This is a genomic window from Xanthomonas bonasiae, from assembly GCF_017163705.1.
Classification (GTDB): domain Bacteria; phylum Pseudomonadota; class Gammaproteobacteria; order Xanthomonadales; family Xanthomonadaceae; genus Xanthomonas_A; species Xanthomonas_A bonasiae.
The window spans coordinates 22,262-45,541 of sequence record NZ_JAFIWB010000015.1 but is presented as its reverse complement, the minus strand read 5'-3'; the positions used below and the strand labels follow the sequence as shown (position 1 = coordinate 45,541).

Genomic DNA, 23,280 nt, shown 5'->3' with positions numbered 1-23,280 from the left:
GCAGCAACGATGCTCATGCCCACCACCACCGCCAACGCCGCCACCGCCCGTTCGCTGCCGCCCGCCGAGGCGCAGGCGGAAATCGGCGCCCGGCTCGAACGCCTGCCCATCACCCGCCAGGTCTGGTGGGCGCGCAACATCGTCGGCGCCGCCACCTTCTTCGACGGCTACACGGTGATCGCCATCGCCTACGCGATGCCGGTGCTGGCCAAGGAGTGGAACCTGTCGCCGGCGCAGATCGGCATGATCCTGTCAGCCGGCTACCTGGGCCAGTTGCTCGGCTCGGTGTTCTTCGGCTGGCTGGCCGAGCGCATCGGCCGCCTGCACGTGCTGCTGTTCACCATCCTGCTGTTCGTGTCGATGGACGTGGCCTGCCTGTTCGCCGGCGGCGCCGCGGCGATGATGGCGTTCCGCTTCATCCAGGGCATCGGCACCGGCGGCGAAGTGCCGGTGGCCAGCGCCTACATCAACGAACTGATCGGCTCGAAGAAGCGCGGCCGCTTCTTCCTGCTGTACGAAGTGATGTTCCTGCTGGGCCTGGTCGCCGCCGGCGGCATCGGCTACTTCATGGTGCCGGCCTACGGCTGGAAGGCGATGTTCATGGTCGGGCTGATCCCGGCGCTGGTCATGATCCCGCTGCGTTTCTTCATGTTCGAATCGCCGCGCTGGCTGGCGTCCAAGGGCCGTTACGACAAGGCCGACGCGATCGTGTCCGACCTCGAGCGCAGCGCCGAGCGCCGCCACGGCCCGCTGCCGGCACCGGTGTTCGACCGCAACGCGCTGCCCAAGGCGCAGCGCTCGGACTGGCGCGAACTGTTCGGCAGCGTCTATCTCAAGCGCACGCTGGTGATCTGGTGCCTGTGGTTCTGTTCGTACCTGGTGGCCAACGGCCTCATCACCTGGTTGCCGACGCTGTACCGCCAGCATTTCGGGCTGTCGTTGCAGCAGAGCATCGCCTACGGCTTCCTCACCTCGCTGGCCGGCGTCGCCGCCGCGGTGGTGTGCGCGCTGTCGATCGACCGGGTCGGGCGCAAGCGCTGGTACGTCGTCGCTTTCGCCTCGGGCAGCATCCCGTTGCTGGCGCTGGCGATGCTGGGCGGCACCTCGGCGCTGCAGGTGCTGGTGTTCGCCGCGCTGGGCTATGCCGCGGTGCAGACCATCACCTTCTCGCTGTACCTGTATTCGGCCGAGCTCTATCCCACCCGCATCCGTGCCATCGGCACCGGCCTGGGCAGCGCCTGGCTGCGCCTGGGCTCGGCCAGCGGCCCGCTGGTGGTCGGCGCGGTCATCGCCGGCATCGGCCTGCGCTACGTGTTCGTCGCCTTCGCCGCGGTGCTGCTGGCCGGCGCGGCGGTGACGCTGCTGTGCGCGCTGGAAACCAAGGGCAAATCGCTGGAAGAACTCTCGCCCTGAGTCCGGCGCCGGCCGCGGCGGCGCAGCCCGCCGCGCGCCATCGCTTCGCACCACCCCACGTCGAGCGCCGCGTTCGACTCCATCCCCCGTTGACCCGAAGAAGAGGAAAACAGCATGAGCAACATCGACCTGAAAGGCCTGGTTCCCGCGCCCGTCACCCCGTTCACCCGCGACGGCGCCGTCGACTATTCCGCGATCAAGCGCATCGGCAAATGGCTGGGCGGCATCGAGGGCGTCAAGGGCCTGACCGTGCTCGGCCACGCCGGCGAAGGCACCTTCCTGGAGCGCGACGAGCAGGCCAAGGTGATCGAGGCGTTCCGCGACGCCGTCGACGCCCGCATTCCGATCATCGCCGGCATCACCCTGGAAGGCACCCGGGTGGCCGCCGACGAAGCCAAGCGCGCGGTCGCCGCCGGCGCCTCGGCGGGCCTGATCTATCCCTCGCACGGCTGGCTGCGCTTCGGCTACCAGAAGGGCGCGCCGCAGGATCGCTACAAGGCCATCCACGAAGCCAGCGGCCTGCCGATGATCCTGTTCCAGTACCCGGACGTGACCAAGGCCACCTACAACCTGGAAACGCTGCTGGAGATCGCCGCGCTGCCGGGCGTGATCGCGATGAAGAACGGCGTGCGCAACATGAAGCGCTGGGACACCGAGATCCCGGTGTTCCGCAAGGAGCGTCCGAACGTGCCGGTGCTGACCTGCCACGACGAATACCTGCTGCACACCATGTTCGACGTGGACGGTGCGCTGGTGGGCTACGGCTGCATCGCCCCGGAGCCGCTGATCGAGATGATCGCCGCCGGCAAGGCCAAGGACTACGCCAGGGCGCGCGCGCTGCACGACCGCCTGCTGCCGGTGACCAAGAGCGTCTATCACCGCGGCTCGCACATGGAAGGCTCGGTCGCGCTGAAGTGGGCGCTGGCCGCACGCGGCCTGCTCGATCACGCCACCGTGCGTTCGCCGCTGCTGCCGCTGGCCGACGGCGCCGACAAGGAAATCGCCGACGCGATGGCCGCCGCCGGCCTCGGCAAGGTGGCCTGACCCGACGGGTTCCATCCAGTCCGATGGGCCGCGCAGTGGCGCGGCCCATCCGCTGCGCCGATGGCTCGCGGATCGGCGCCGCGCACCGCGTTTTGTGCTGTGTCACCGCGTCTTTTGCCGGTCCCCCCACAGATCTGCGCACAGGCCGTGTCCGTCGCCGACGGACGCGACGCTGTCTTGCGGCTCCACGACCGGAAGGTGTCTCCCCTTCGCGCACTGCCGCGACGCCGCGCACCTGCCGCGCGCGTCCAGCGGGCGCATCGTCTCGTCCGTGGAGCGTCCCATGTCCCGAACCCTTTCTTTTGTCTCGTTGCTGGCGGCCGCTGCCCTTCCCGCCACCGCCATGGCCGCCGATACCGATGGATGGCTGGACGAACACGGCATCGCGCCGCGCTTCGTCTGGTCCAACGACTATGCGCGCAACGCCGATGGCGGCCTGTCGCGCGGCGATCGCAATGCCGGCGGCGTGGTCGCCGGCGCCGACCTGGATCTGCAGCGCCTGTTCGGCATTCCCGGCGCCACCCTGCACGTCACCGGCGCCTGGTACTACGGCGACAGCCTGTCGCAGCGCCAGATCGGCAACGGCGTCAAGGTGCAGGGCTACTGGTACCCACAACAGCAAGCGCAACTGGCGCAGCTGACCTGGGAACAGGCGTTCGCCGACGGCCGTTGGCAACTCGTCGCCGGGCGCATGAACACCACCTGGCAATTCGCGCGCAGCCGCTACGGTTGCCGCTTCGTCGGCGCATCGGATTGCCCGTTCCAGCTGAGCCAGGCCGATGGCGGCTTCGTCGGCTTTCCGTACGTCAACTGGGGCGCGAAGCTGCGCTACAAGCCCGATGCGCGCTATGTCTCGGTCGGCGCGTTCGAACTCAATCCGCAACGCAAGAACAACGACGGCCTGGACTGGAGCACCGCCGACAGCAGCGGCGTGCTCGGCACCCTGGAAGTCGGCTACGAGCCCGACCCCGCGCTCGGCCGGGGCGCACCGCGCTACGTGGCCGGCGTCTGGTACAACTCGGCCGACTACAGCGACCTGCGCTACAACCGGAGCGGCGGATTGCGCGGCCTGGTCGGCGGGCAGGCGCGCATGTACGACGGCGGTCGCTGGGGCACCTACGTGATGGGCGAACGCGCGCTCTACCGGCCGCAGGGCATGGCCGGCAAGCGCATGCTGGTCGCGTTCGGCAACATCGCCGCGCCGCTGGATGCGCGCCAGGTGTACGACCTGCAGGTCACCGCCGGCCTGTACTACAGCGGCCCGTTCGCATCGCGACCGGGCGACGGATTCGGCGCCGTCGCGAACTACTACCGCTTCAGCGCCGACCAGCAGGGCTACATGAACGACCTGCTGCGCAAGCGCGGCGCCGCGCCGGACATCTCGCGCAACGAGACCATCTTCGAACTCAACTACAGCTATCGCGTCGCGCAGTTGCCGCTGTCGCTGGTTCCGAACGTCCAGTACATCGTCAATCCCGACATCCTGGGCAATACCGCCGCGCGCCGCGCGCCGGACAACGCGCTGGTGATCGGCCTGCGGGTGATGGTCAACATCGGCGGGCTGGGCACCCCGAAGTGAAGCCCATGCGGCCCGCACCGCGATAGCGGCAGGCGCTGCGGCTTGCAGCGCTTGCACGGCCGCGCGCTCACTGGGCTGCATGCCGATCGGGCCGCGCCTGCGGCACGGATGGACACGTATTTCGCCGCAGTTCGCGCAACGGCGCACCGTCCGCTTCTCGGGCAGGAACGCGGCGATGCCGCGCCTGCGCCAGCAGCCGCGCAAACGCTCTGCCTGCTGAACGGCCAAGTTGCAAAGGCCGCCGACTGCCATTAAATGTACAACTGAACATTTACGCAGGAACGCCGACCATGGCGACAAAGCCACCCCCGCGCCCCCGCGGCCGCCCGGGCAAGGATCAGGCCGACGGCCGCCAGGCACTGCTGGCGGCGGCCACCGCCAGCTTCGCCCGGTACGGCTTCGAGCGGGCCGATATCCGAACCATCGCCGCCGCCGCAGGGGTGAGCCCGAGCCTGGTGCGCGTGCATTTCGGCAGCAAGGCCGAGCTGTGGAACGCCTGCGTGAACCAGCTCGCGCAGGACGTCGTCCCGCGCCTCGACGCCATGGCGACGCTGACCCGCCACGACCAGCGCCCGCTGCACGAGCGGCTGACGGACGCCATCCTGATCATGGCCGCCTTCTACGAGGCCAACCCCGCGGTCCGCGACTTCGTCGCGCGCGTGGTGTCCGAACGCCCAGAGCGCGCCACCGTCGTCGCCGAACGCCTGCTGCGTCCCTCCTACGAGGCCGGCCATGCTCTGATCCTTGCCGGCATCGAAGCCGGCATCGTGAAGGCGACGCATCCGGCGCTGTTCTTCGTCCTGCTCAACAGCATGCTGAGCCAGCCGCCGGAGTTCCCGCAGCTGCTGGCGCGGCTGGCCCCGGAGATCGCGGCCGGCGAGGCGCGGGCGCGGCTGGTCGACACCGTCCTCGCCACCCTGCTGCATTCCCCGCATCGCGACACCGGTCGCGCGCCGGTCGCGCCACTGCACGCTCCCCAGGAAGGCACCCCATGACGCAGACCATCCCGCAACCGCGTTCGCTGCCGCTGCTCGGCAATTTCCACCATCTCGATGGCGATGCGCCGGTGCAGAGCCTGATGCGGCTGGCCAAGGTGCACGGCCCGATCTTTCGCCTGAACAGCGGACCGCTGTCGCTGACCGTGCTGAGCGGACAGGACCTGGTGGACGAGGTCTGCGACGAGACCCGCTTCGAGAAGAAGTTGCACCGGCCGCTGCAGACGTTGCGCGACCTCGGCGGCGACGGCCTGTTCACCGCCTACAACGACGAACCCAACTGGGCCAAGGCGCACCGGCTGCTGATGCCCGCGTTCGGTCCGATCGGCGTACGCGCGATGTTCGGGCGCATGGAGGACATCGCCGAACAGATGCTGCAGCGCTGGGAGCGGTTCGGCCCGGACGCGGTGATCGACGTGGCCGACAACATGACCAGGCTGACGCTCGACACGATCGCGTTGTGCGCCTTCGACTACCGCTTCAACAGCTTCTACCAGAACGAGATGCACCCCTTCGTCGCGGCGATGGTGGGCGCGTTGGCCGAGGCCGGATCGCGCGCGCGCCGGCCCGACATCGCCAACCGCCTGCTCGCGCCCGGCCGGCGCCGCTACGAGGCCGACCTGGCGATGATCCGCGGCGTCGCCGACACCTTGATCGCCGAGCGCCGGGCCGACCCGGACGCGGCCGCGCGCGACGACCTGCTCAACCTGATGCTGTACGGACGCGACCAGGCGACCGGCGAGGCGCTGTCGGACGAGAACATCCGCTACCAGATGGTGACCTTCCTGATCGCCGGCCACGAGACCACCAGCGGCCTGCTGTCGTTCGCGCTGTATCTGCTGCTGCGCCACCCGGCGGCGATGGCGCGCGCGCGCGAGGCGGTGGACGCCGCGCTGGGCACGCAGCCGCCGCAGGTCGAGGACCTGGCCAGACTGCGCTACATCGAGCAGATCCTGCAGGAAACCCTGCGGCTGTGGCCGACCGCCCCGGCGTTCGCGGTCGCGGCGCGCGAGGCGACCACGCTGGCCGGCCGCTATGCGGTGACGCCGCAGGACACCCTGCTCGTGCTGATTCCCACCCTGCACCGGGATCCGAAGGTGTGGGAGGATCCGGAGGCCTTCCGGCCGGAGCGCTTCGCGCCCGACGCGGCCGAACGGCTCCCGCCCAATGCCTGGAAACCGTTCGGCAACGGCGCGCGCGCCTGCATCGGGCGCGGCTTCGCGATGCAGGAGGCGCAGCTGGTGCTGAGCATGATCCTGCAACGTTTCGACCTGGACCAGGTCGATCCGAACTACCAGCTCGACGTCGCGGAGACCCTGACGTTGAAACCGGACGGCTTCCGCATCCGCGCACGCCGGCGCGACGACCTCGCCCTGCGCCGCCGCAGCGCGGTGCCGTCCGCACCGCAGAAAGTCCTGGCGCCGGCCGCCACGCCGGCCCCCGCCAGCACGGCAGCGGGGACGCCACTACTGGTGCTGTACGGCGGCAATTCCGGCTCGTGCGAGGCGTTCGCGCAGCGCATCGGCGGCGACGCCGCAGCGCAGGGCTATGCGCCGGTGGTCGCGCCGCTGGACGACCATGTCGGCCGCCTGCCGCGTGATCGCGCGGTGGTGGTGGTCACCTCGTCCTACGAAGGCCAGCCACCGGACAATGCGCGCCGCTTCCTCGCGTGGGTGGAAGGGCTGGCCCCCGGCGATCTGGCCGGCGTGCGCTACACCGTGTTCGGATCCGGCAACCGGCAATGGGCGCGCACCTACCAGGCGATTCCGAAACGGGTCGATGCCGCGCTGGAGGCGGCCGGTGCCGCACGCGTCAGACCCCGCGGCGAAACCGACGCCGGCGGCGATTTCTTCGGCGGCTTCGATGCCTGGTACGCCGGACTGTGGCCGGACCTCGGCCAGGCGCTGGGCAAGGCGACGCAGGAGCACACCGCGCAGGCGCTGGAGGTGCAGATCGTGCCGGCCGCACGGCTCGGCGCGTTGCGGCTGACCGAACTCGACCACGGGCGCATCGTCGACAATCGCGAATTGGTCGACATGTCCGCACCGTTCGCGCGCTCCAAGCGCCACATCGAGATCGCCCTGCCCGAGGGCATGCGCTACCGCACCGGCGACTATCTCGCGGTGCTGCCGCGCAACCCCGCCGCGCAGGTCGAGCGCGTGCTGCGGCGCTTCGGCCTGGCCAGCGATACCCAGGTCATCATCGGCCAGCGGCCTGGTGCCGCATCCGGCCTGCCCAGCGGCTATCCGGTCGCGCTGGCGCAGGTGCTCGCCGACTACGTGGAACTGGCGCAACCGGCCACGCGCGCGCAGGTCGCGCAACTGGCCGCCGCCACGCGTTGCCCGCCCGATCGCGCCGCACTGGAAACGCTGGCCGCCGAGCCGGCCTATACCGACGAGGTGCTCGCCAGGAAGACCAGCCTGCTCGATCTGCTGGAGCGCTTCCCCGCCTGCGAACTGGCGCTGGGCGCGTTTCTCGGCGCGCTTCCGGCCATGCGCGCGCGGCAATATTCCATTTCCTCCTCGCCGCTGCGCGACCCGGCGCAGTGTTCGCTGACCGTGGCCGTGCTCGACGCGCCGGCGCTGTCGGGGATCGGGCGACGCCGCGGCGTGGCCTCCACCTATCTGGCAGGTCTCGAAGCAGGCGCGCTGGTGTCGGTCGCGGTGCGGCCTTCGCAGGCGAGCTTCCACCCGCCGGAAGATCCGGCCACGCCGATCATCCTGGTCTGCGCCGGCAGCGGCATCGCCCCGTTCCATGGCTTCCTGCAGGAACGCGCGATCCAGAAGGCGGGCGGGCGCGAGGTCGGCTACGCCTTGCTGTTCTTCGGCATCGACCATCCCGACGTCGACTGCCTGTACAAGGACGAATTGCAACGCTGGCAGGACATGGGCGTGGTCGATGTCCGCCTGGCCTTCTCGCAGGCGCCGCAGGACGGCGTGGCCTATGTCCAGCACCGCATGTGGCAGGACCGCGAGCGCGTATCGGCGCTGTTCCAGCAAGGCGCCACCGTGTTCGTGTGCGGCGACGGCGAGCACATGGCGCCGGCGGTGCGCGACACCTTCGTGCGCATCTATCGCGACAGCATGGGCGTCAGCGCCGAGGACGCCAGCGCCTGGGCCGACCGCATCGAACGCGAGCACGGCCGCTACGTGGCGGACATTTTCTCGTGACGGCGAGGACGGCCAGGGTCGCCTGGCGGACAGCAACGGAGGCTGCGGCACACGACTGTGCTCGTCCGGGGCGGCCTGGCTTGCGGCTGCACTGAAGGCGTTCGTTCGGGACAGCGCACGGACCTGACATCGCCTTGTGCGATGGTCAACGCGACGCCAAGCCAGGCTGGATTCCTCCACACGCGCGGCGCGCGCGATCAGCGTGGCGTTCTCACATCCGATTGCAGGCGGGGAGACCGCAACAGCGGCAGCATTCGGAGTGCCGCATCGCGATAGGACGCTCGCGGCAGCGCGCCATGCGCACGCCGCCCATGCAACGCTACTTCTTCAGCGACGCATCGTCGCCGGACTTCGTCGCGGCTGCGTCCTTAGCCGGGCGGTCGCGATTCTTCTTGGCCCGGGTGACCAGATAGAAGGCCGATCCGACGAACAGGATGAACAGTCCGGCGACCCATGGCATCAGCGTGGTGTCCATGCAAAGCTCCGTGTGGTTGTGCGGCCTCTAAAACACCACACCGCAGGTGAAGGGCTTGCTAGCCCGTGCCCGCCTCGACGGCCCGCGGCCCGCGCCGGCCCGCATGCGCCATGCTGCCGTGCGACATGCCTTCCTGCGCCATCCGTCGCCTAATCGTGCCGTAGCAGCCAGCGGCACGTGCCGGCAGCGTGGCGCGTCGCAGCGCATGCGCGCCACGGCTGTCCCTGTCGCGCAGCGGCCACGCCATTCGATGCGGCATCCCTGTCCATTCAGGAGAGTCCAGATGATCAGCAAGAACACCATTTGCCTCTGGTTCGACGGCACCGCGCTGGAGGCCGCAACGTTCTACGCCGAGACCTTTCCCGACAGTGCGGTAAAGGCGGTGCATCACGCGCCCGGCGACTACCCTGCCGGCAAGCAGGGCGACGTGCTGACGGTCGAGTTCAGCGTGCTCGGCATCCCCTGCCTCGGCCTCAATGCCGGCCCTGCGTTCCCGCATAGCCAGGCGTTCTCGTTCCAGGTGGCGACCGACGACCAGGCCGAGACCGACCGCCTGTGGAACGCCATCGTCGGCAACGGCGGCCAGGAAAACGCCTGCGGCTGGTGCAAGGACAAGTGGGGCGTGTCGTGGCAGATCACCCCGCGCGTGCTGACCGCCGCGGTCACCGATCCCGATCCGGCGGTGGCCAGGCGCGCGTTCGAGGCGATGATGGGCATGATCAAGATCGACATCGCCGCGATCGAAGCCGCGCGGCGCGGCTGAGCCCGCCTGTGGCCCGCGATCCGGTCCGCCGCCGCGAACGACGCTCGTCTCCCGCCACCATCTCGTAGCTGGTGCTGCGTCTCCCGCCAGGGATCTGCGCAGCACGCCACGCTGCGCCCGTTCCGCGATGCCGCGTAATGCGGTGTCGCTGTCGCATTCGGCCAGCGCCGCCACTTGCCGGTGATGAAGCCGCCGAACAGGCGAGGCCATGGCCGTACGCACGATCGCCGCATTTTCTGCGGACATGGAACGCCGTCATCGCCGCATCGGCACAAGCAGGCTCCGATTTGCGTCGCTTTGGGAACGTCATGCGTCCGCCCAGCGGCCGTTGCTTGACTCCCAGACCTGGGCCTGCAATAAATGGCCCGCTGGTCATTTATATCGAGGAAGCATGCCATGGCCGAAGTACTGATCGTGGGCGCCGGTCCTACCGGACTCACTCTGGCGTTGTGGCTGACCCGGCAGGGGGTGGGCGTGCGCCTCATCGACAAGAGCGCCGGCCCGGGCGAGACCTCGCGTGCCATGGCAGTGCAGGCGCGCACCCTCGAGCTGTACCGCCAGGTGGGCATTGCGGACGCGGTCGTCGCCGCCGGCCATCGCACCCCGGCGATGAACCTGTGGGCGCGCGGCAAGCGCCGCGCGCGGATCGCGCTGCAGGATTCCGCGGCGGGCATCTCGCCCTACCCCTTCGTGCTGGTGTACCCGCAGGACCAGCACGAGCGCCTGCTGATCGCCCAACTCCAGTCGCTGGGCGTCGCCGTCGAGCGCAACACCGAACTGCTCTCCTTCGATGACCACGGCGATCGCGTCGCCGCGCGCCTGCGCCTGCCCGACGGCAGCGAGCAGGCCGCGGAGGTGCGCTATCTGGCGGCCTGCGACGGCGCACGCTCGCCGGTGCGTCATCAACTCGGCATCGGTTTCGAAGGCGGCACCTACAGGCAGGTGTTCTATGTCGCCGACGTGGAACTCGGCGGCCTGCAGTCGATGGACGAAGCGCATATCGCACTCGGCGACGGCGATTTCATCCTCGTGCTGGCCTACAGCAAGACCGGGCACTACCGGCTGATCGGCACCGTGCGCGACGAGCGCGCCGACCGGGCGGAGAGCCTGACCTTCGGCGACGTCAGCCAGGACGCCATCCGCAATCTCGGCGTGCGCATCGACCAGGTCAACTGGTTCTCGACCTATCGCGTGCACCATCGCGTCGCCGACAGCTTCCGCCACGGCCGTGTGTTCCTGCTCGGCGATGCCGCGCACGTCCACAGCCCGGTCGGCGGCCAGGGCATGAACACCGGCATCCTCGATGCCATCAACCTGTCCTGGAAACTCGCCGACGTGCTCGAGGGCCGCGCGTCCGACGCCGTGCTCGACAGCTACGCCGCCGAACGGCAGGCGTTCGCGCGCAGCCTGGTCAATACCACCGACCGCGCCTTCACCCTGGTCACCGCCGAAGGCAGCGTCGCCGGTTTCGTCAGGACCTACATCGCCCCGACCCTGGCCAGCCTGGCCTACCGGCTGCGCAACGTCAGCGAGCTGATGTTCCGCACCGTGTCGCAGACGATGCTGCACTATCGGGACAGCCCGTTGAGCGCCGGCAGGGCCGGCGCCGTCGAAGGCGGCGATCGCCTGCCGTGGGTGCAGACCGCCGACGCCGACAACTACGCGCCCTTGCCGCAGATCGGCTGGCAGTTGCACGTTTACGGCAGCGCGCCGCCCGAGCTGGATGCTTGGTGCGACGCCCGCGACATCGTCCTGCGCGTCTTCGCATGGCAGCCCGAACATCACGCTGCCGGCTTCGCGCAGGACGCGGCCTATCTGCTGCGCCCCGACGGCTATGTCGCCTTCGCCGCGGCCGATGCATCACTCACGGCGCTGGATGCGTATCGTGTGTCCCACGGATACAGCCTGCACTAGCATCGAGACCGCATGACGCAACCGACGACACCCAAATGGAAACGCCGCAAGGACGACCGCCCTGCGGAGATCCTGAGCGCCGCGCTCGACGCCTTCGCCGAGAACGGCTTTGCCGAGACCAAGCTGGCGGACGTGGCCAAACGCGCGGGCGTGGCGAAAGGCACGCTGTACCTGTACTTCGACAACAAGCAGGACCTGTTCGCCGCGGTCGTGCGCCATGGGCTGCTGACCAACCTCGCCCCGATCGAGGCCGCCGCCGCCACCTTCGAAGGCGGGCTCGCCGAACTCACCACCCTGCTGCTGACGCGCGCCGCCGAGCGCATGGGCGACCAACGCCTGCCCGCGATCGTGCGCATGGTGATCGGCGAGAGCCGCGCGTTTCCGGAACTGGCCCGCATCTGGCACGCCGAAGCCATCGACCGGGTGATGTCCACCGTCGCCGGCATCATCGAAAAGGCCCAGGCCCGCGGCGCGGCCCCCCCCGGCGATCCCAAGCTCTACGTGCTGTCGATCATGGGGCCGATGATGATGGCGATGCTGTTCCACCAGGTCTTCGGCAGCGACAGCGCGCACGCGCCGGATCTCGGCGCGCTGGCCGAACAGCATGGGCGGTTGCTGTTGCACGGAATCGAGCCGAGAGCCGGTGTCGGATAAGCCGAAGTCGGGCTTCCCGCCCCCTTCCTCGCCGCTCTGCCTGCGCCATCGCCCCCCCCTTCGCACCGATCACCTTTCCGATGAAAAACCCCTACTACAGCGGCCCCGTCAGCGACCACTTCGACGGGGTGCGCTTCTTCAATCCAGGCCAGCCGACCATCGACAACTCGTTGGCAAACGTGCTGCGCTGGAAAGCCGCCATGGGCGCGGTGCGCTGGCCCGCGCAGGTAGCGGTGACGCCCACCGTTCCTGCGCAGCGGAGCGATCGCATCCGCGTCACCATGGTCGGCCATGCCACGCTGCTGATCCAGATGGCCGGCATCAACCTGCTCACCGACCCGGTCTGGTCGCAGCGCGCAAGCCCTTCGCAGATCGCCGGCCCCAAGCGGGTCACGGCACCGGGCGTGAAGTTCTCTGACCTGCCGCCGATCGATGCAGTCCTGCTGAGCCACAACCACTACGATCACTTCGACATCGCGACCTTGCGCAAGCTGCATCGAGCGCATCGCCCGCTGTTCGTGATGCCGCTGGGCAACGATCTCCTGCTGCGCAACAGCGTTCCCGATGCACGGATCGCAACCGGCGACTGGCACGATCGGCTGCCGATCGGCGACACCGCGGCAGTGATCCTCACCCGCGCCAACCACTGGTCGAGCCGCGGCGTGCGCGACCGCAGGATGGCGCTGTGGTGCGGCTTCTTCATCCAGACCGCGCGCGGTTCCGTCTGGTTCGCCGGCGATACCGGCTACGGCGATGGCGCCATCTTTCGCGAGATCCGCGCCAGGCACGGCGCACCCGATGTGGCCTTGATCCCCATCGGCGCCTACGCGCCGCGCTGGTTCATGGCGCCCCAGCACATCGACCCCGCCGAAGCCGTGCGCATTTTCCAGGACACTGGCGCCCGGCATGCCTTGGGCATTCACTGGGGCACCTTCCAACTCACCGACGAAGGCCGCGAGGAGCCGCGCGAGAAACTGTCCGAAGCGCTACGCCTGGCAGGCGCTGCCGCTGCCAGCTTCGTCGCCGCCGAGCCCGGGCAGGTCTTCGACTTCGACGATCCTGCGGCGTAGCGCTGCGCGCCTGCCGTTTCCTCGTCAATCGATCTGGCGAAGCGGCTTCTTCCCAGGCCGCAACTTCAGCACCCGAACGCCGTGTGCGTCACCCCAGCCAGGAGGAGCCAGGCCACGAACGCAAGGAATGGTCAGCATGGCTGATCGCACCTTGTCTGCGGAGCAGCTAGACTTAATTGAGCAAGCTGGCAATTATATTTTTCGATTAGGCCAAAGCCTCCTCTTCCATCCGAGGCTCTGCGAGACAACATGTCGAGCATCGCAATCACCGATCTAACTGTGCCCAGGGACGTCGACAGCGTCTCGCGGCCCGTTGTGGCCTTGAGTGCCACATGGGTAACAAAGGACTGGGAAAATGCGAGGCATCAGCACCGCAAGGCGCAGCTGATCTACTCCGTACGCGGCATCCTCAACTGCGAAATCGAAGACGGCGTCTGGATCGTGCCGCCGCAGTGCGCCATCTGGATACCGGGAGACTTGCCGCACGCGGCGCGGGGGGCGGGCGAAACGGAATGCTATTGCCTGTTCGTCGAGCCAGACGCCGCACCGGATCTTCCGAAGACCTGTTGCACGATCTCGGTATCGCCATTGCTACGCGAGTTGCTGTTGAAGGTGGCCGGTTTTCCGGAGCTATACGCGCTGGGGGGACGGGAGGAACGGTTGATTGCCGCATTGCTCGACGAGTTGGTGGCAGCACCGGTGGAAGGCCTGCATCTGCCCATGCCGCGCGACACGCGATTGCGCCGCCTCGCGGAAATGATGCTGGCCGATCCCACCGACAAAACCTCGAAGGCCAATTGGGCTGTTCGCATCGGCATGAGCGAGCGAAGCATGAGCCGTCTTCTGCTGCACGAAATCGGAATGAGCTTCGGACGCTGGCGTCGGCAGCTGCATGTGATCCTTGCGCTGCAACGTTTGACCAAGGGTGAAAGCGTGCAAACGGTGGCATTGGAGCTGGGGTACGAAAACGCCAGCGGGTTCGTCACCATGTTCCGCAAGGCCGTGGGCAAGCCTCCGGCACGCTACCTCTCCGATCGCATGAGCGGCGCCGAGCTTGCTTCCGTGCCCGGCATCATGCTCCCCGATGAAACCTCGCCCTGACTGGATCAGGCCGTCCTGGCCCGGGACCACCGGCCGCCCTCTGTCGCCTGCTGTCCTTCCTTGCGCAGTGGCCGACATTGCGCACACGTCGTGGTGATGGTGAAGACCGACTCCTCGTCGAGAGCGAAGCCCTGCCCGGATGCCAGCGACCGCAGGTGTTCATGCAACGCCAGGTCTTCGATGAAAACCAGCCGCGCGCCGCACTGGCAGCGCAGCGTGTCGTGCTGGTCGTTCAGCGCTTCCGGCCTGATGGCATAGAACGCGCGCCCACGTGCGCCTTCGGTGCGAACCAACAACCCAGCGGTCCATAGATCGTTCAGCGCCCGGTAGACCGATCCCGGCGCGAGGCTGTCGGATTGCGTGCTGAGGATGCGATACATCTGGCTGGCATCGAGACAGCTCGGTGTCGCCTGCTCCAGCACGTTCAGGACGCTGGTACGAGCGATCGTCGGTCGCAGCCGGCTCGTCGCCAACCGTTGTTCCTGAGACGACGTCGGCGATGCGGTCGCGGGATCGGCTGCTGCGGTGCGCTTCATCATGCGTTTGCCTGACGGCGGGTTCTTGCGACCGATGGAAGCCGGCCACAGCCAGCCCAAGGCGCGGATCGTCGGAACCGGCAATAGCGGCATGGCGTGGTGTCCAGCGCCACTGCTGCGGGCGATGCGCAAGGCATCGGGACCACGACGAGGCCGACGCCGCTTGTGGCAGTGGGTTTGGCACGGGAGACGGCGGCGGTACTCATGTGCTCCTCTCAACGACTACCGGGGTAAGAGGCGCGCTTGGCCGACTGCATCGTCGGCATACAAAGACGAAGGGGGGACATAGGGGATTCCTGGATAAGAACAAAGCGCTTGTTCGGCCGGCCAAGCCGGCTGGGCTGAGGCGTGGCAAACCACGATCGAGCGCAGCGTACCCGCGCCGGCTGGACGTCACATTGCGAAACCAGGTCAAACTATTTTTCATTGCGGCCATCTTGTCGAGCGTCATCGCGCTTGGCCTAACTGAATAACAATCTGGCCTGGTTTCGCCATGACTCCCCTGTGTCCGCATTGTTAAATACGGCGTCCAAATGCGAATGAGTATTGTTGATGTCCGCCCTCACACCTGTTGGGAAGTCCCGTTGGCCAATCGATAGGCGCACAGCGTGCGCCGCTCATCCTCCTCTGGGTGGGCGGTACAAGGCCGCCATCAGGAGCGCGCCCCGCACCGTGCTTGGCTCGGCGGTTGCGGTGGCCGTTTTCATTGGCGCGCAGGGCGCATTCGCCGCCGAGCCAGCGCAGATCCAAACCAAGCCAGAGGGGACCTCTCAAGAGGAGACAACCTTCCCGGCCATTACCGTAACGGGCCGCAGGGATACGGCGACCACCGAAGGTACCGGCTCCTACACCACGGGCGAAACTGCGGCGGCGACGCACCTGCCGCTGTCCCTGCAGGAAACACCACAGGCGCTGACGGTGATCACGCGCCAGCGCATGGACGATCAACAGTTGAATTCGGTGCAGGGCGTGTTGGAGAACGCCACGGGCGTCGCGTCGTACCAGTCCGACAGCGAACGAACGAGTTTCTATTCGCGTGGTTTCCTGATCAACAACGTTCAGTACGACGGCATTCCCACCGTCGTCGGCGACATCGTCAACGGAAGCGGCATCGGTTCCCTCGATACCGCGTTCTATGATCGTGTCGAGGTCGTGCGCGGCGGCTCCGGCTTGCTGACCGGCACCGGCAATCCCTCGGCCGCCATCAACCTGGTGCGCAAACGACCGACCCGCGACTTCTCGGCAGCCGCCTCGCTTGGTGCCGGGAGTTGGGACACCTACCGGGGCATGGGCGACATCTCGGTGCCGTTGACCGAGGACGGCCGCATTCGCGCGCGCATGGTGGGGACGTACCAGGACGGACACGCGTACATCGACGGCTACAAGCCGAAGAGGAAGTCGTTCTACGGCATCATCGAGGCAAATCTGACAGCGGACACGACGGTGAGCCTGGGCTATGACTACCAGGACATCACGCCGAAGGGCTCCACCTGGGGAGGGTTGCCGCTGTGGTTCAGCGACGGCACGCAGGCGGAGTACTCACGTTCCAGGAACTACGCGCAGGACTGGAGCCATTGGGACAACGCCCTCAAGACGGCGTTTGCCGAGATCGAACACCGCTTCGACAACGGGTGGAAACTCCGGGCCGTCGCCAACCAGTACCGCACCGACTACGATGCCGAACTCCTCGGCCTGATCGGCCGCCCCGATCGCGCCACGGGACTGGGCACCTATCCCTACGGGGCGTATCCGGTAGCACTGGCGTCCGAAGGTCGCAGCCGTCAAAACACCTTCGACGTGATGGCGAGCGGCCCCGTCGAACTGTTTGGCCGCCAGCATGACCTGGTGGTGGGAGCGACGCGTTCGCGCCGCACGGCCGGCCAGGAGGATGTCGCTCCGTTCTATCCCGGCTTTGCGCCGGTCAATGTCTATGCGCTGAGTCCAGCCTATCCGCGCCCCGACTTCGATGCCATGGCTTGGATACCGACCCGCACCCGAATCAAGCAGAGCGGTGTCTATGGCGCCGCCCGGTTCTCGCTGGCCGAGCCTCTGAAACTCATTGTCGGCGGCCGCTTCAGCAACTACGAAATCGACGACGTCGTCGGTGGCTCGTCGTTGCACTACAAGAAGCGCAGTGAATTCACCCCGTATGCCGGCGTGGTCTACGACATCGACAAGACCTATTCGGCCTACGTGAGCTACACGGGCATCTTCAATCCGCAAACCGACTATCGCGACAGCAGGGGCAACGTGCTCACGCCGGCGAAGGGAAAGACCAAGGAAATCGGCCTCAAAGGCGCTTACATGGACGGGCGTCTGAATGCGTCGGTGGCCTTGTTCGAGACCGAGCTGGACAACGCGGCGCAGATGGTCGCAGGAACCTATACGCCAGCCGGTGGCCAAGCCTATCGAGGCGCGGATGGGACGAAGTCACGCGGGATCGAGCTGGACCTGCAGGGCGAGTTGGCGCATGGCTGGAACATCTACGCAGGGATCGCCCATTTCACGGCGCAAGATGGCGATGGCGTGCGCTTGAATTCGCAATTGCCGCGCACCACGGCCCAGCTTTTCACCAGCTACCAGTTGCCCGGAGAGTGGAGCAAGTTGACGCTGGGCGGAGGCGTCAAATGGCAAAGCCGCTTCTACCAGGCGCCCAATACCGGCACCAGTTCGCTGGGCGGGGAACAGGGGTCTTATGCCCTGGCATCACTGATGGGGCGCTACTCCATCACCAAGCAGACCAACGTGGCCGTCAACGTCAACAACGTTTTCGACAGGAAGTACGCGCTACAGAAAGGCGATTTCGACACCGTGGGGTATGGCGCACCACGCAACGTGATGGTGACGCTGAACTACCGGTATTGATCTGCGCTCAGGCGAACGCTTCAGCCGTTGGAAATCCTCAGACATATCGCCATTGATATCGAGAAAACTCCCATGCCTCTTCAGCCCCCCTCGCGCCCCGCACAAGACCCGGCCACGAACCACCCAGACAAGGTCGCCTTGTTCTGGTTGACGACAGCCGCTGGTGCCGTGCTTTTTGTCACCTTCCAGTTGTTCTTCTACGTAAACGACTTTGTGAGAGCGCACGGAGCGACGCCGGCGATCACGTTTGAGCCCGGCGTGCTGTGGATGTTTTCCGCGTTCTACGGTTGTTGGATCGTCACGGTACTTCTAGCGCTGATCGGAACCCGCAAGGATCAGTGGGGTGCGCTGGCCCTCGGCAGCGTGCTTGTCGTCCTGAATACCCTCGGAGGCATCTCCGACGGGTTGCGCGACGGTTGGCACATTGCCTTTTCGGCAGTGTTCTTCATTACGTTGCCGGGCGTGTTCGCCATTGCGGCCACCTGGCGTCGCCTCAAAAGCAAAGGAAACGGCCATGTCGATGAACAGTTCTGACTTCCCTTTGGTCTGGATGAATCTTGCCCAAGAACCCGGACATGACCACCAGAAGGACTTCGAGGAATTCGAGGAAAATCTGCAGCGCGGGGAGCCATTCGTGCTCTTGACCGATACCGCACCTGCTGAAGACCATGAGCACTCGCCGGAGGAAAAGAAACGCACCGCGCTGTGGATGAAGAAGCACAAGCTCGAATTGCGAAGGCTGGTGCTGGCAATGATCCTGGTCGAACCAAACTCGGCGAAACGTCTTGGTTTCAAGGCATTTGCGGTCGTTTTTGCCAAGTTCTGGGGCTACCCTCTACTTCTTGCCGCTTCACGCGAGCAGGCAATAGAGATGGCTGGAGAACTGCTCCCAAAGGACGGAGAGCCATCCAGCTGATGGCCCACGCTGGCGCCCGATCTCCCGGTAAGCTCTGTCGCCGTTCATCGCCCAGGCACATCGACCACGGCGAAGCCGTGCGTCTTCCAGGATACGGCTGCCCGGCATGCCCTGGGTCTCCACTGGACACCTTCCAACTGACCGACGAAGGCCGCGAGGAGCCGCGCGAGACACTGTCCGAAGCGCTACGCCTGGCAGGCGTTGCCGCTGCCAGCTTCGTCGCCGCCGAGCCCGGGCAGGTCTTCGACTTCGACGATCCTGCGGCGTAGCGCTCAACTCCTGCCGTTCCCCGTCAATCGACCCGGCAAAGCGGCTTCTCGCCGGGCCGCAACGTCAGCACCCGCACGCCGCTGCGCGTCACCGCCACCGTGTGCTCGAACTGCGCCGACAGCTTGCCGTCGCGCGTATGCACCGGCCATTGCTCCGGCAGCGCGCGGATCGCCGCGCGGCCCTGGTTGAGCATCGGCTCGATGGTGAACACCATGCCTTCCTGCAGTTCCAACCCGGTGCCGGCATGGCCGTAGTGCAGGATCTGCGGATCTTCGTGCATCTCGCGGCCGATGCCGTGCCCGCAGTATTCCTTCACCACGCTGTAGCCGTGCTCGCGCGCATGGCGGGCGATGGCGTGGCCGATGTCGCCCAGGCGCGCGCCGGGGCGCACCGCGGCGATGCCCTTCCACATCGCCTGATAGGTCGCCTGCACCAGCCGCCGCGCCGGATAGGCGACCTCGCCCACCAGGTAGGTGGTGCTGGAATCGGCGATGTAGCCGTTCTTTTCGAGCGTGATGTCCAGATTGACGATCTAGCCGCTGCGCAACACGTCGTCGGCCGAGGGCACGCCGTGGCAGACCACGTCGTCGATCGAAGCGTTGAGCACGAACGGGAATCCGTACTGGCCCTTGCTGGCCGGCCGCGCGTGCAGTTCTTCCACGATCATCCGTTCGACGAAGTCGTTGAGTTCCAGCGTGCTGCGGCCTTCCAGCGGCAGCTGGTCCAGCGCATGGAACACCTGCGCCAGCAGTCGGCCGGACTCGGCCATCAGCGCGAGTTCGTCCGGCCGCTTGATCACGCTCGGCCCGATTTCAACGCCTGCGGTTGCACCCCGGCCGCACGCAACTCGCGCGCCACCAGGTCCTGGAACGACAGCTCCGGATGCATCTCGCACAGCATGCCGATCCTGATCCAGAAGGTGGCCTGCGCATTGATCGAGCGGCTGGTCACCGTACAGGCGCGGCGCAGTTGGTCGTGCAGTTCGTCGTCGATGTTGACGATGCCCATGGGGGCTCCTGTGTCCGGGATACATGAATCATATACGATTCGTATATCGCGAACAATACACGCCTCGCGCGCGACTGCAGCGCTCATCCCCGGCACGAGGGCGGCGGCAACGGATGCGCAGGACGCCGCTCCTTCTGCATTTCGTAGCGCTGGACGGGATACGCCGAAGGTGCGTCACAGACGCGCAGACCAGCCGCAAAAGCGGGGGGAACAGCGTCCATCTCGATGTGGCGCACAGGCGCGCGTAGGCACGCCCGACGGTTGCGTTCCTGCCGCCTCAAAGTCGGCAGCGGCCGGCGTGGCCCGCGCCAAGCGCCGCATCGCGCGCAGACTCGCGCCGCCCATGTACAGGTGGGCGGCGCGGGTCTGCGCTCGATCAGAAACTCACCCGCCAGACGCTGTTGCCGACGTCGTCGGCAATCAGCAGCGCGCCGTCCTTGTCCTGCGCCAGGCCGACCGGGGCGCCGAACAGCTGCGACTGGTCCTGCGAGTGGAAGCCGCTGACCACGGTCTGCGGCGGACCGGCCGGCCGACCCTGCTGGAACGGCACGTAGACCACCTGGTAGCCGCTGAGCGGCGAGCGGTTCCAGCTGCCGTGCTCGGCCACGAACGCGCCTTCGCGGTACTTCGCGGGCAGCGTCTCGCCGCGGGAAAACCACAGGCCCAGCGCGGCCACATGCGAGCCCAGCGCGTAGTCCGGCTTGATCGCCTTGGCCACCAGGTCCGGGCGCTGATCCTTGACCCGCACATCCACGTTCTGCCCGTAATAGCTGTACGGCCAGCCGTAGAATCCGCCGTCCTGCACCGAGGTCAGGTAGTCGGGCACCAGGTCGGCACCGATCTCGTCGCGCTCGTTGGCGATCGCCCACAGCGCGCCGGTGTGCGGCTCCCACTGCAGTCCGGTCGGATTGCGGATGCCGGAGGCGAAGATGCGGCTGCTGGCCGAGGCGACATCCACTTCCAGTACGGCCGCGCGGCGGTACTCCACGTCCAGCCCGTTCTCGCCGATGTTGCTGTTGGAGCCCACGCCGACGTACAGCTTGCGGCCGTCGGGGCTGGCCAGCAGCGCCTTGGTCCAATGGTGCTCGATCGTGCCGGGGAGATCGGCGAACAGCGTGCCGGCCGCGGTGATCTCGGTCTGGCCGGCGACGTAGGGGAACTTCATGATGCTGTCGGTGTTGGCGACGTACAGCGCATCGCCGATCAGCTGCACGCCGAACGGCGAGTGCAGCCCCTTCAGGAACGCATGCTGCTCCCACTTGCCGTCCGCTGTCCTGCGCAGCAGGGTGATGCGGTTGCCCCCCTTGGCGCTCTTGCCGGAGCGGCTCTGGATCAGGCTGGCGATCAGCTGCTTGGGCGTGGTGACCGGCTCCATGCCCGGCGAGTTGGCCTCCACCACCAGCACGTCGCCGTTGGGCAGCACGTACAGCTGGCGCGGATGCTTCAGGCCGCCGGCGATCTTCTCGATCTTCAGGCCCGCCGCCACCGTGGGCGCCTGCCCCTCCTTCCAGCCCACACCCTCGGGAACCCGCATCGGCGGCAGCAGGAAGTTGCGGGCTTCCGGCAACGGCGGCGCGTTGCCCGCCTGCTGGGTCGGTTCGAGCGTGGCCTTGCCGCTGCAGGCGGCCAGGGCCATTGCGCAGCTCAGGGCGAAGGCGGACGTGCAGAGGCGCTTAGCCATGGACGTGACCCTCGCGTGGCGTCGTGCGGATGGCGATGAGCACATGCCCGATCGCCAGCAGCGCGACCGTGGCGATCGAAAGCCAGAGACCCGCGGGGACCACCGCATACGCATCGCGGCTGTGCACGAAGGAATTGAAGATGGCGGCGACGATGGCGAGCAGGTTCAACCAGAAGTCGAGCCGTTCCCCCGGCAGCGCGGAACGTCGCGCGGTGATCCAGACCTGGGTCAGATTGATCAGGCGCGGCACGATTGCGATGACCAGGCCGATCGCGATCAGCCAGGCCGCCGCCTTGGTCCACAGGATCACGCCGCTGCGGGCATAGACGATGTCGAAGATCAGCGCGGCGACGAAGCAGCCGAACGGGATGGGGTTGAGCAGGCCGTAGAGGGCGTTGGCCACCACGGAACGGCGCGCTGCAGTCTGCAGATGCATGAGACGGCTCTCGACGAAGGGAGGAATGGGGCGAATCGCCCGCTCACCACGAAACCGCGGAACGCTCCGCGGTGGTGGTGCGTTCCACTATCTGCCCGTCTCTGTCTAGAGGGTGTCGCGATGGAACGGCGTGCTCGGTCGTGTCGTCCGGACTCGCCGCTTCGGCCGCACCCGCGATCGCAGCGCTACGCGAGCGCGGCAGCGATCGGCGCTCCGCTGCTTTCGCGCACCGACAGGCTCACCGGCGCGATCGTCCTGCGCGGCGCGGCGCGGTCGTCCAGTTGCGCGAGCACCAGCTGCGCCGCTTGCCGGCCGCGCGCGCGCGGCTGCGCGGCGAGCGTGGTCAGCGCCGGCGTGCTCACCGCGGCTTCGGGAATGTCGTCGAAGCCGGTGACGGCGAAGTCCTGGCCGGGCCGGATGCCGCGCGCCAGCAGGCCCAGCATCAGGCCCAGCGCGACCGTGTCGTTGTAGCAGACCGCCGCCGTCGGTGGCGCCGCGACGGCGAACAGCTCGCCGTGGCGCGCGGCCGCTTCCAGGCGGTTGGGCGCCGACTCGATCAACCAGGCCGGGTCGACCGGCAACCCGGCGCTGCGCATCGCCTGCGCGTGGCCGGCGCGGCGCTGGCGGCACGAACTGGACGCGGCATGGCCACCGTAGAAGGCGATGCGATGGTGGCCGAGTGCGATCAGGTGCTCGGTCGCCAGTTGCGCGCCGCGCTGGTTGTCCAGGCCGAGGAAGCCCCAGTCGTCGGCGCCGGCGAGTTCGCGGTTGAACAGCAGCACGTTCGCGCGCGCGTCCAGCACCGTGTGCAGCTCGGCGGCGTCGCTGCCCTCGGCCGGCGACAGGATCACGCCCGCCGGCGTGTGCTCCATCAGCGAGCCCAGCACCGCCTGCTGCCGCGCGGGCGACTCGCCGGTGCTGCCTAGCAGGGTCACGTAGCCCTGCTCGCCCAGCGCCTCGTCCACGCCGGCCGCGAACTCGGCGAAGAACGGATTGGCCAGGTCGTTGATGACCAGCGCCACGCTGGTCGAAGTGCGCCGGCGCAGATTGGCCGCGCCGCGGTTGTAGACGTAGCGCTGCCGCTTCAGCTCCGCTTCCACCCGCGCGCGCGTGTCGGCATGGACCAGCGGGCTGCCGCGCAGCACCAGCGACACGGTCGCGCGCGAGACGCCGACCGCATCGGCGATGTCGGTGACGGTCACCACGCGCTGGCGGTCGCGTCCCGCGGCGGCCGGCCCGGCCTTCCCCGTGCCATCCACCGCGTCCGGCGCCGGTGCCGGCGTGGGCAGGACGGCCTTGGACGCGCGTATGGATGCGGCACGGGGCGGACGCTTCTGGCGCATCGGATCGATCCCCTTCTGACGAGACGCGCAGCGTAAACCATCGGCTG

At 67.6% G+C, this 23,280-nt stretch carries 20 protein-coding genes and 1 pseudogene; 14 read left to right on the top strand and 7 right to left on the bottom strand.

Annotated features, from left to right (window positions below; translation table 11 throughout):
• Window positions 1-15 precede the first annotated feature (15 nt).
• The 5 genes from JR064_RS13710 (at window position 16) to JR064_RS13690 (ending at window position 8,201) form a co-directional block, all read left to right on the top strand.
• The gene (locus JR064_RS13710; protein ID WP_241093058.1) at window positions 16-1,413 is read left to right on the top strand and encodes an MFS transporter; all 1,398 of its coding nucleotides are present in this window, start codon (window positions 16-18) and stop codon (window positions 1,411-1,413) included.
• 114 nt (window positions 1,414-1,527) lie between these two features.
• A complete protein-coding gene (locus JR064_RS13705; RefSeq protein ID WP_206230066.1) occupies window positions 1,528-2,457 on the top strand; it encodes a dihydrodipicolinate synthase family protein in 930 nt (309 codons plus the stop codon).
• A gap of 283 nt (window positions 2,458-2,740) precedes the next feature.
• The gene (locus JR064_RS13700) at window positions 2,741-4,036 is read left to right on the top strand and encodes a carbohydrate porin (protein ID WP_206230065.1); all 1,296 of its coding nucleotides are present in this window, start codon (window positions 2,741-2,743) and stop codon (window positions 4,034-4,036) included.
• Between the two features lie 290 nt (window positions 4,037-4,326).
• Window positions 4,327-5,031 (top strand): TetR/AcrR family transcriptional regulator, encoded by a 705-nt coding sequence (locus tag JR064_RS13695; RefSeq protein WP_206230064.1) that lies wholly within the window; start codon window positions 4,327-4,329, stop codon window positions 5,029-5,031.
• Entirely contained in the window at window positions 5,028-8,201 is a 3,174-nt protein-coding gene (locus tag JR064_RS13690) for a bifunctional cytochrome P450/NADPH--P450 reductase (RefSeq protein WP_206230063.1), read from the top strand. The genes JR064_RS13695 and JR064_RS13690 overlap by 4 nt, the downstream gene beginning before the upstream one ends.
• Window positions 8,202-8,520: 319 nt before the next feature.
• Here the strand turns inward: JR064_RS13690 and JR064_RS13685 are convergent, their stop codons facing one another.
• Window positions 8,521-8,676 carry a hypothetical protein gene (locus JR064_RS13685; protein ID WP_179567562.1) on the bottom strand — a complete coding sequence of 52 codons (156 nt, stop codon included), beginning with the start codon at window positions 8,674-8,676 and terminating at the stop codon, window positions 8,521-8,523.
• Between the two features lie 283 nt (window positions 8,677-8,959).
• Here JR064_RS13685 and JR064_RS13680 point away from each other — a divergent pair, with 283 nt between their 5' ends.
• From JR064_RS13680 to JR064_RS13660, 5 genes are all read left to right on the top strand, one after another.
• A complete protein-coding gene (locus JR064_RS13680) occupies window positions 8,960-9,439 on the top strand; it encodes a VOC family protein (RefSeq protein ID WP_179567564.1) in 480 nt (159 codons plus the stop codon).
• Window positions 9,440-9,835: 396 nt separating this feature from the next.
• A complete protein-coding gene (locus JR064_RS13675; RefSeq protein ID WP_206230062.1) occupies window positions 9,836-11,353 on the top strand; it encodes an FAD-dependent monooxygenase in 1,518 nt (505 codons plus the stop codon).
• A 12-nt stretch (window positions 11,354-11,365) separates the two neighbouring features.
• Entirely contained in the window at window positions 11,366-12,007 is a 642-nt protein-coding gene (locus JR064_RS13670) for a TetR/AcrR family transcriptional regulator (protein ID WP_206230061.1), read from the top strand.
• A gap of 128 nt (window positions 12,008-12,135) precedes the next feature.
• Window positions 12,136-13,077, top strand: a complete 942-nt coding sequence (locus JR064_RS13665) for an MBL fold metallo-hydrolase (RefSeq protein ID WP_338123892.1) — start codon at window positions 12,136-12,138, stop codon at window positions 13,075-13,077.
• A gap of 249 nt (window positions 13,078-13,326) precedes the next feature.
• Window positions 13,327-14,178, top strand: a complete 852-nt coding sequence (locus tag JR064_RS13660) for an AraC family transcriptional regulator (protein WP_206230059.1) — start codon at window positions 13,327-13,329, stop codon at window positions 14,176-14,178.
• A 5-nt stretch (window positions 14,179-14,183) separates the two neighbouring features.
• Here the strand turns inward: JR064_RS13660 and JR064_RS13655 are convergent, their stop codons facing one another.
• Complete coding sequence (locus tag JR064_RS13655) at window positions 14,184-14,807, bottom strand: Fur family transcriptional regulator (RefSeq protein WP_206230058.1); 624 nt, start codon at window positions 14,805-14,807, stop codon at window positions 14,184-14,186.
• Window positions 14,808-15,407: 600 nt separating this feature from the next.
• Here JR064_RS13655 and JR064_RS13650 point away from each other — a divergent pair.
• The 4 genes from JR064_RS13650 to JR064_RS13635 all read left to right on the top strand — a co-directional run bounded on the left by JR064_RS13650 (window position 15,408) and on the right by JR064_RS13635 (window position 18,764).
• Window positions 15,408-17,579 (top strand): TonB-dependent siderophore receptor, encoded by a 2,172-nt coding sequence (locus JR064_RS13650; protein ID WP_338123891.1) that lies wholly within the window; start codon window positions 15,408-15,410, stop codon window positions 17,577-17,579.
• Window positions 17,580-17,606: 27 nt separating this feature from the next.
• Window positions 17,607-18,113, top strand: coding sequence for a hypothetical protein (locus JR064_RS13645; protein WP_241093057.1), 507 nt, complete (start codon window positions 17,607-17,609; stop codon window positions 18,111-18,113).
• A complete protein-coding gene (locus JR064_RS13640) occupies window positions 18,094-18,495 on the top strand; it encodes a hypothetical protein (RefSeq protein ID WP_191825173.1) in 402 nt (133 codons plus the stop codon). The genes JR064_RS13645 and JR064_RS13640 overlap by 20 nt, the downstream gene beginning before the upstream one ends.
• 77 nt (window positions 18,496-18,572) lie before the next feature.
• The gene (locus JR064_RS13635) at window positions 18,573-18,764 is read left to right on the top strand and encodes a hypothetical protein (protein ID WP_241093056.1); all 192 of its coding nucleotides are present in this window, start codon (window positions 18,573-18,575) and stop codon (window positions 18,762-18,764) included.
• A gap of 23 nt (window positions 18,765-18,787) precedes the next feature.
• Here JR064_RS13635 and map read toward each other — a convergent pair.
• The 5 genes and pseudogenes from map to JR064_RS13610 form a co-directional block, all read right to left on the bottom strand.
• Window positions 18,788-19,564: pseudogene (gene map / locus JR064_RS13630) on the bottom strand (type I methionyl aminopeptidase).
• Window positions 19,561-19,773 (bottom strand): ParD-like family protein, encoded by a 213-nt coding sequence (locus JR064_RS13625; protein WP_179567582.1) that lies wholly within the window; start codon window positions 19,771-19,773, stop codon window positions 19,561-19,563. The pseudogene map and the gene JR064_RS13625 overlap by 4 nt, the downstream one beginning before the upstream one ends.
• Window positions 19,774-20,149: 376 nt before the next feature.
• Window positions 20,150-21,454, bottom strand: coding sequence for a PQQ-dependent sugar dehydrogenase (locus JR064_RS13620; RefSeq protein WP_206230057.1), 1,305 nt, complete (start codon window positions 21,452-21,454; stop codon window positions 20,150-20,152).
• The gene (locus JR064_RS13615) at window positions 21,447-21,890 is read right to left on the bottom strand and encodes a DUF2231 domain-containing protein (RefSeq protein ID WP_206230056.1); all 444 of its coding nucleotides are present in this window, start codon (window positions 21,888-21,890) and stop codon (window positions 21,447-21,449) included. Before JR064_RS13615 ends, JR064_RS13620 begins: the two co-directional genes overlap by 8 nt.
• 185 nt (window positions 21,891-22,075) lie before the next feature.
• The gene (locus JR064_RS13610) at window positions 22,076-23,233 is read right to left on the bottom strand and encodes a LacI family DNA-binding transcriptional regulator (RefSeq protein WP_241093055.1); all 1,158 of its coding nucleotides are present in this window, start codon (window positions 23,231-23,233) and stop codon (window positions 22,076-22,078) included.
• Between the last annotated feature and the right edge of the window lie 47 nt (window positions 23,234-23,280).

Excerpts from the sequence above, each read along its gene's own strand:
- JR064_RS13610 (WP_241093055.1), bottom strand. The coding sequence starts at position 23,233 with ATGCGCCAGAAGCGTCCGCCCCGTGCCGCATCCATACGCGCGTCCAAG.
- JR064_RS13680 (WP_179567564.1), top strand. The coding sequence starts at position 8,960 with ATGATCAGCAAGAACACCATTTGCCTCTGGTTCGACGGCACCGCGCTG.
- JR064_RS13690 (WP_206230063.1), top strand. The coding sequence starts at position 5,028 with ATGACGCAGACCATCCCGCAACCGCGTTCGCTGCCGCTGCTCGGCAAT.
- JR064_RS13620 (WP_206230057.1), bottom strand. The coding sequence starts at position 21,454 with ATGGCTAAGCGCCTCTGCACGTCCGCCTTCGCCCTGAGCTGCGCAATG.
- JR064_RS13640 (WP_191825173.1), top strand. The coding sequence starts at position 18,094 with ATGTCGATGAACAGTTCTGACTTCCCTTTGGTCTGGATGAATCTTGCC.
- JR064_RS13615 (WP_206230056.1), bottom strand. The coding sequence starts at position 21,890 with ATGCATCTGCAGACTGCAGCGCGCCGTTCCGTGGTGGCCAACGCCCTC.
- JR064_RS13655 (WP_206230058.1), bottom strand. The coding sequence starts at position 14,807 with ATGCCGCTATTGCCGGTTCCGACGATCCGCGCCTTGGGCTGGCTGTGG.
- JR064_RS13625 (WP_179567582.1), bottom strand. The coding sequence starts at position 19,773 with ATGGGCATCGTCAACATCGACGACGAACTGCACGACCAACTGCGCCGC.
- JR064_RS13685 (WP_179567562.1), bottom strand. The coding sequence starts at position 8,676 with ATGGACACCACGCTGATGCCATGGGTCGCCGGACTGTTCATCCTGTTC.
- JR064_RS13675 (WP_206230062.1), top strand. The coding sequence starts at position 9,836 with ATGGCCGAAGTACTGATCGTGGGCGCCGGTCCTACCGGACTCACTCTG.
- JR064_RS13695 (WP_206230064.1), top strand. The coding sequence starts at position 4,327 with ATGGCGACAAAGCCACCCCCGCGCCCCCGCGGCCGCCCGGGCAAGGAT.
- JR064_RS13710 (WP_241093058.1), top strand. The coding sequence starts at position 16 with ATGCCCACCACCACCGCCAACGCCGCCACCGCCCGTTCGCTGCCGCCC.
- JR064_RS13660 (WP_206230059.1), top strand. The coding sequence starts at position 13,327 with ATGTCGAGCATCGCAATCACCGATCTAACTGTGCCCAGGGACGTCGAC.
- JR064_RS13700 (WP_206230065.1), top strand. The coding sequence starts at position 2,741 with ATGTCCCGAACCCTTTCTTTTGTCTCGTTGCTGGCGGCCGCTGCCCTT.
- JR064_RS13670 (WP_206230061.1), top strand. The coding sequence starts at position 11,366 with ATGACGCAACCGACGACACCCAAATGGAAACGCCGCAAGGACGACCGC.
- JR064_RS13705 (WP_206230066.1), top strand. The coding sequence starts at position 1,528 with ATGAGCAACATCGACCTGAAAGGCCTGGTTCCCGCGCCCGTCACCCCG.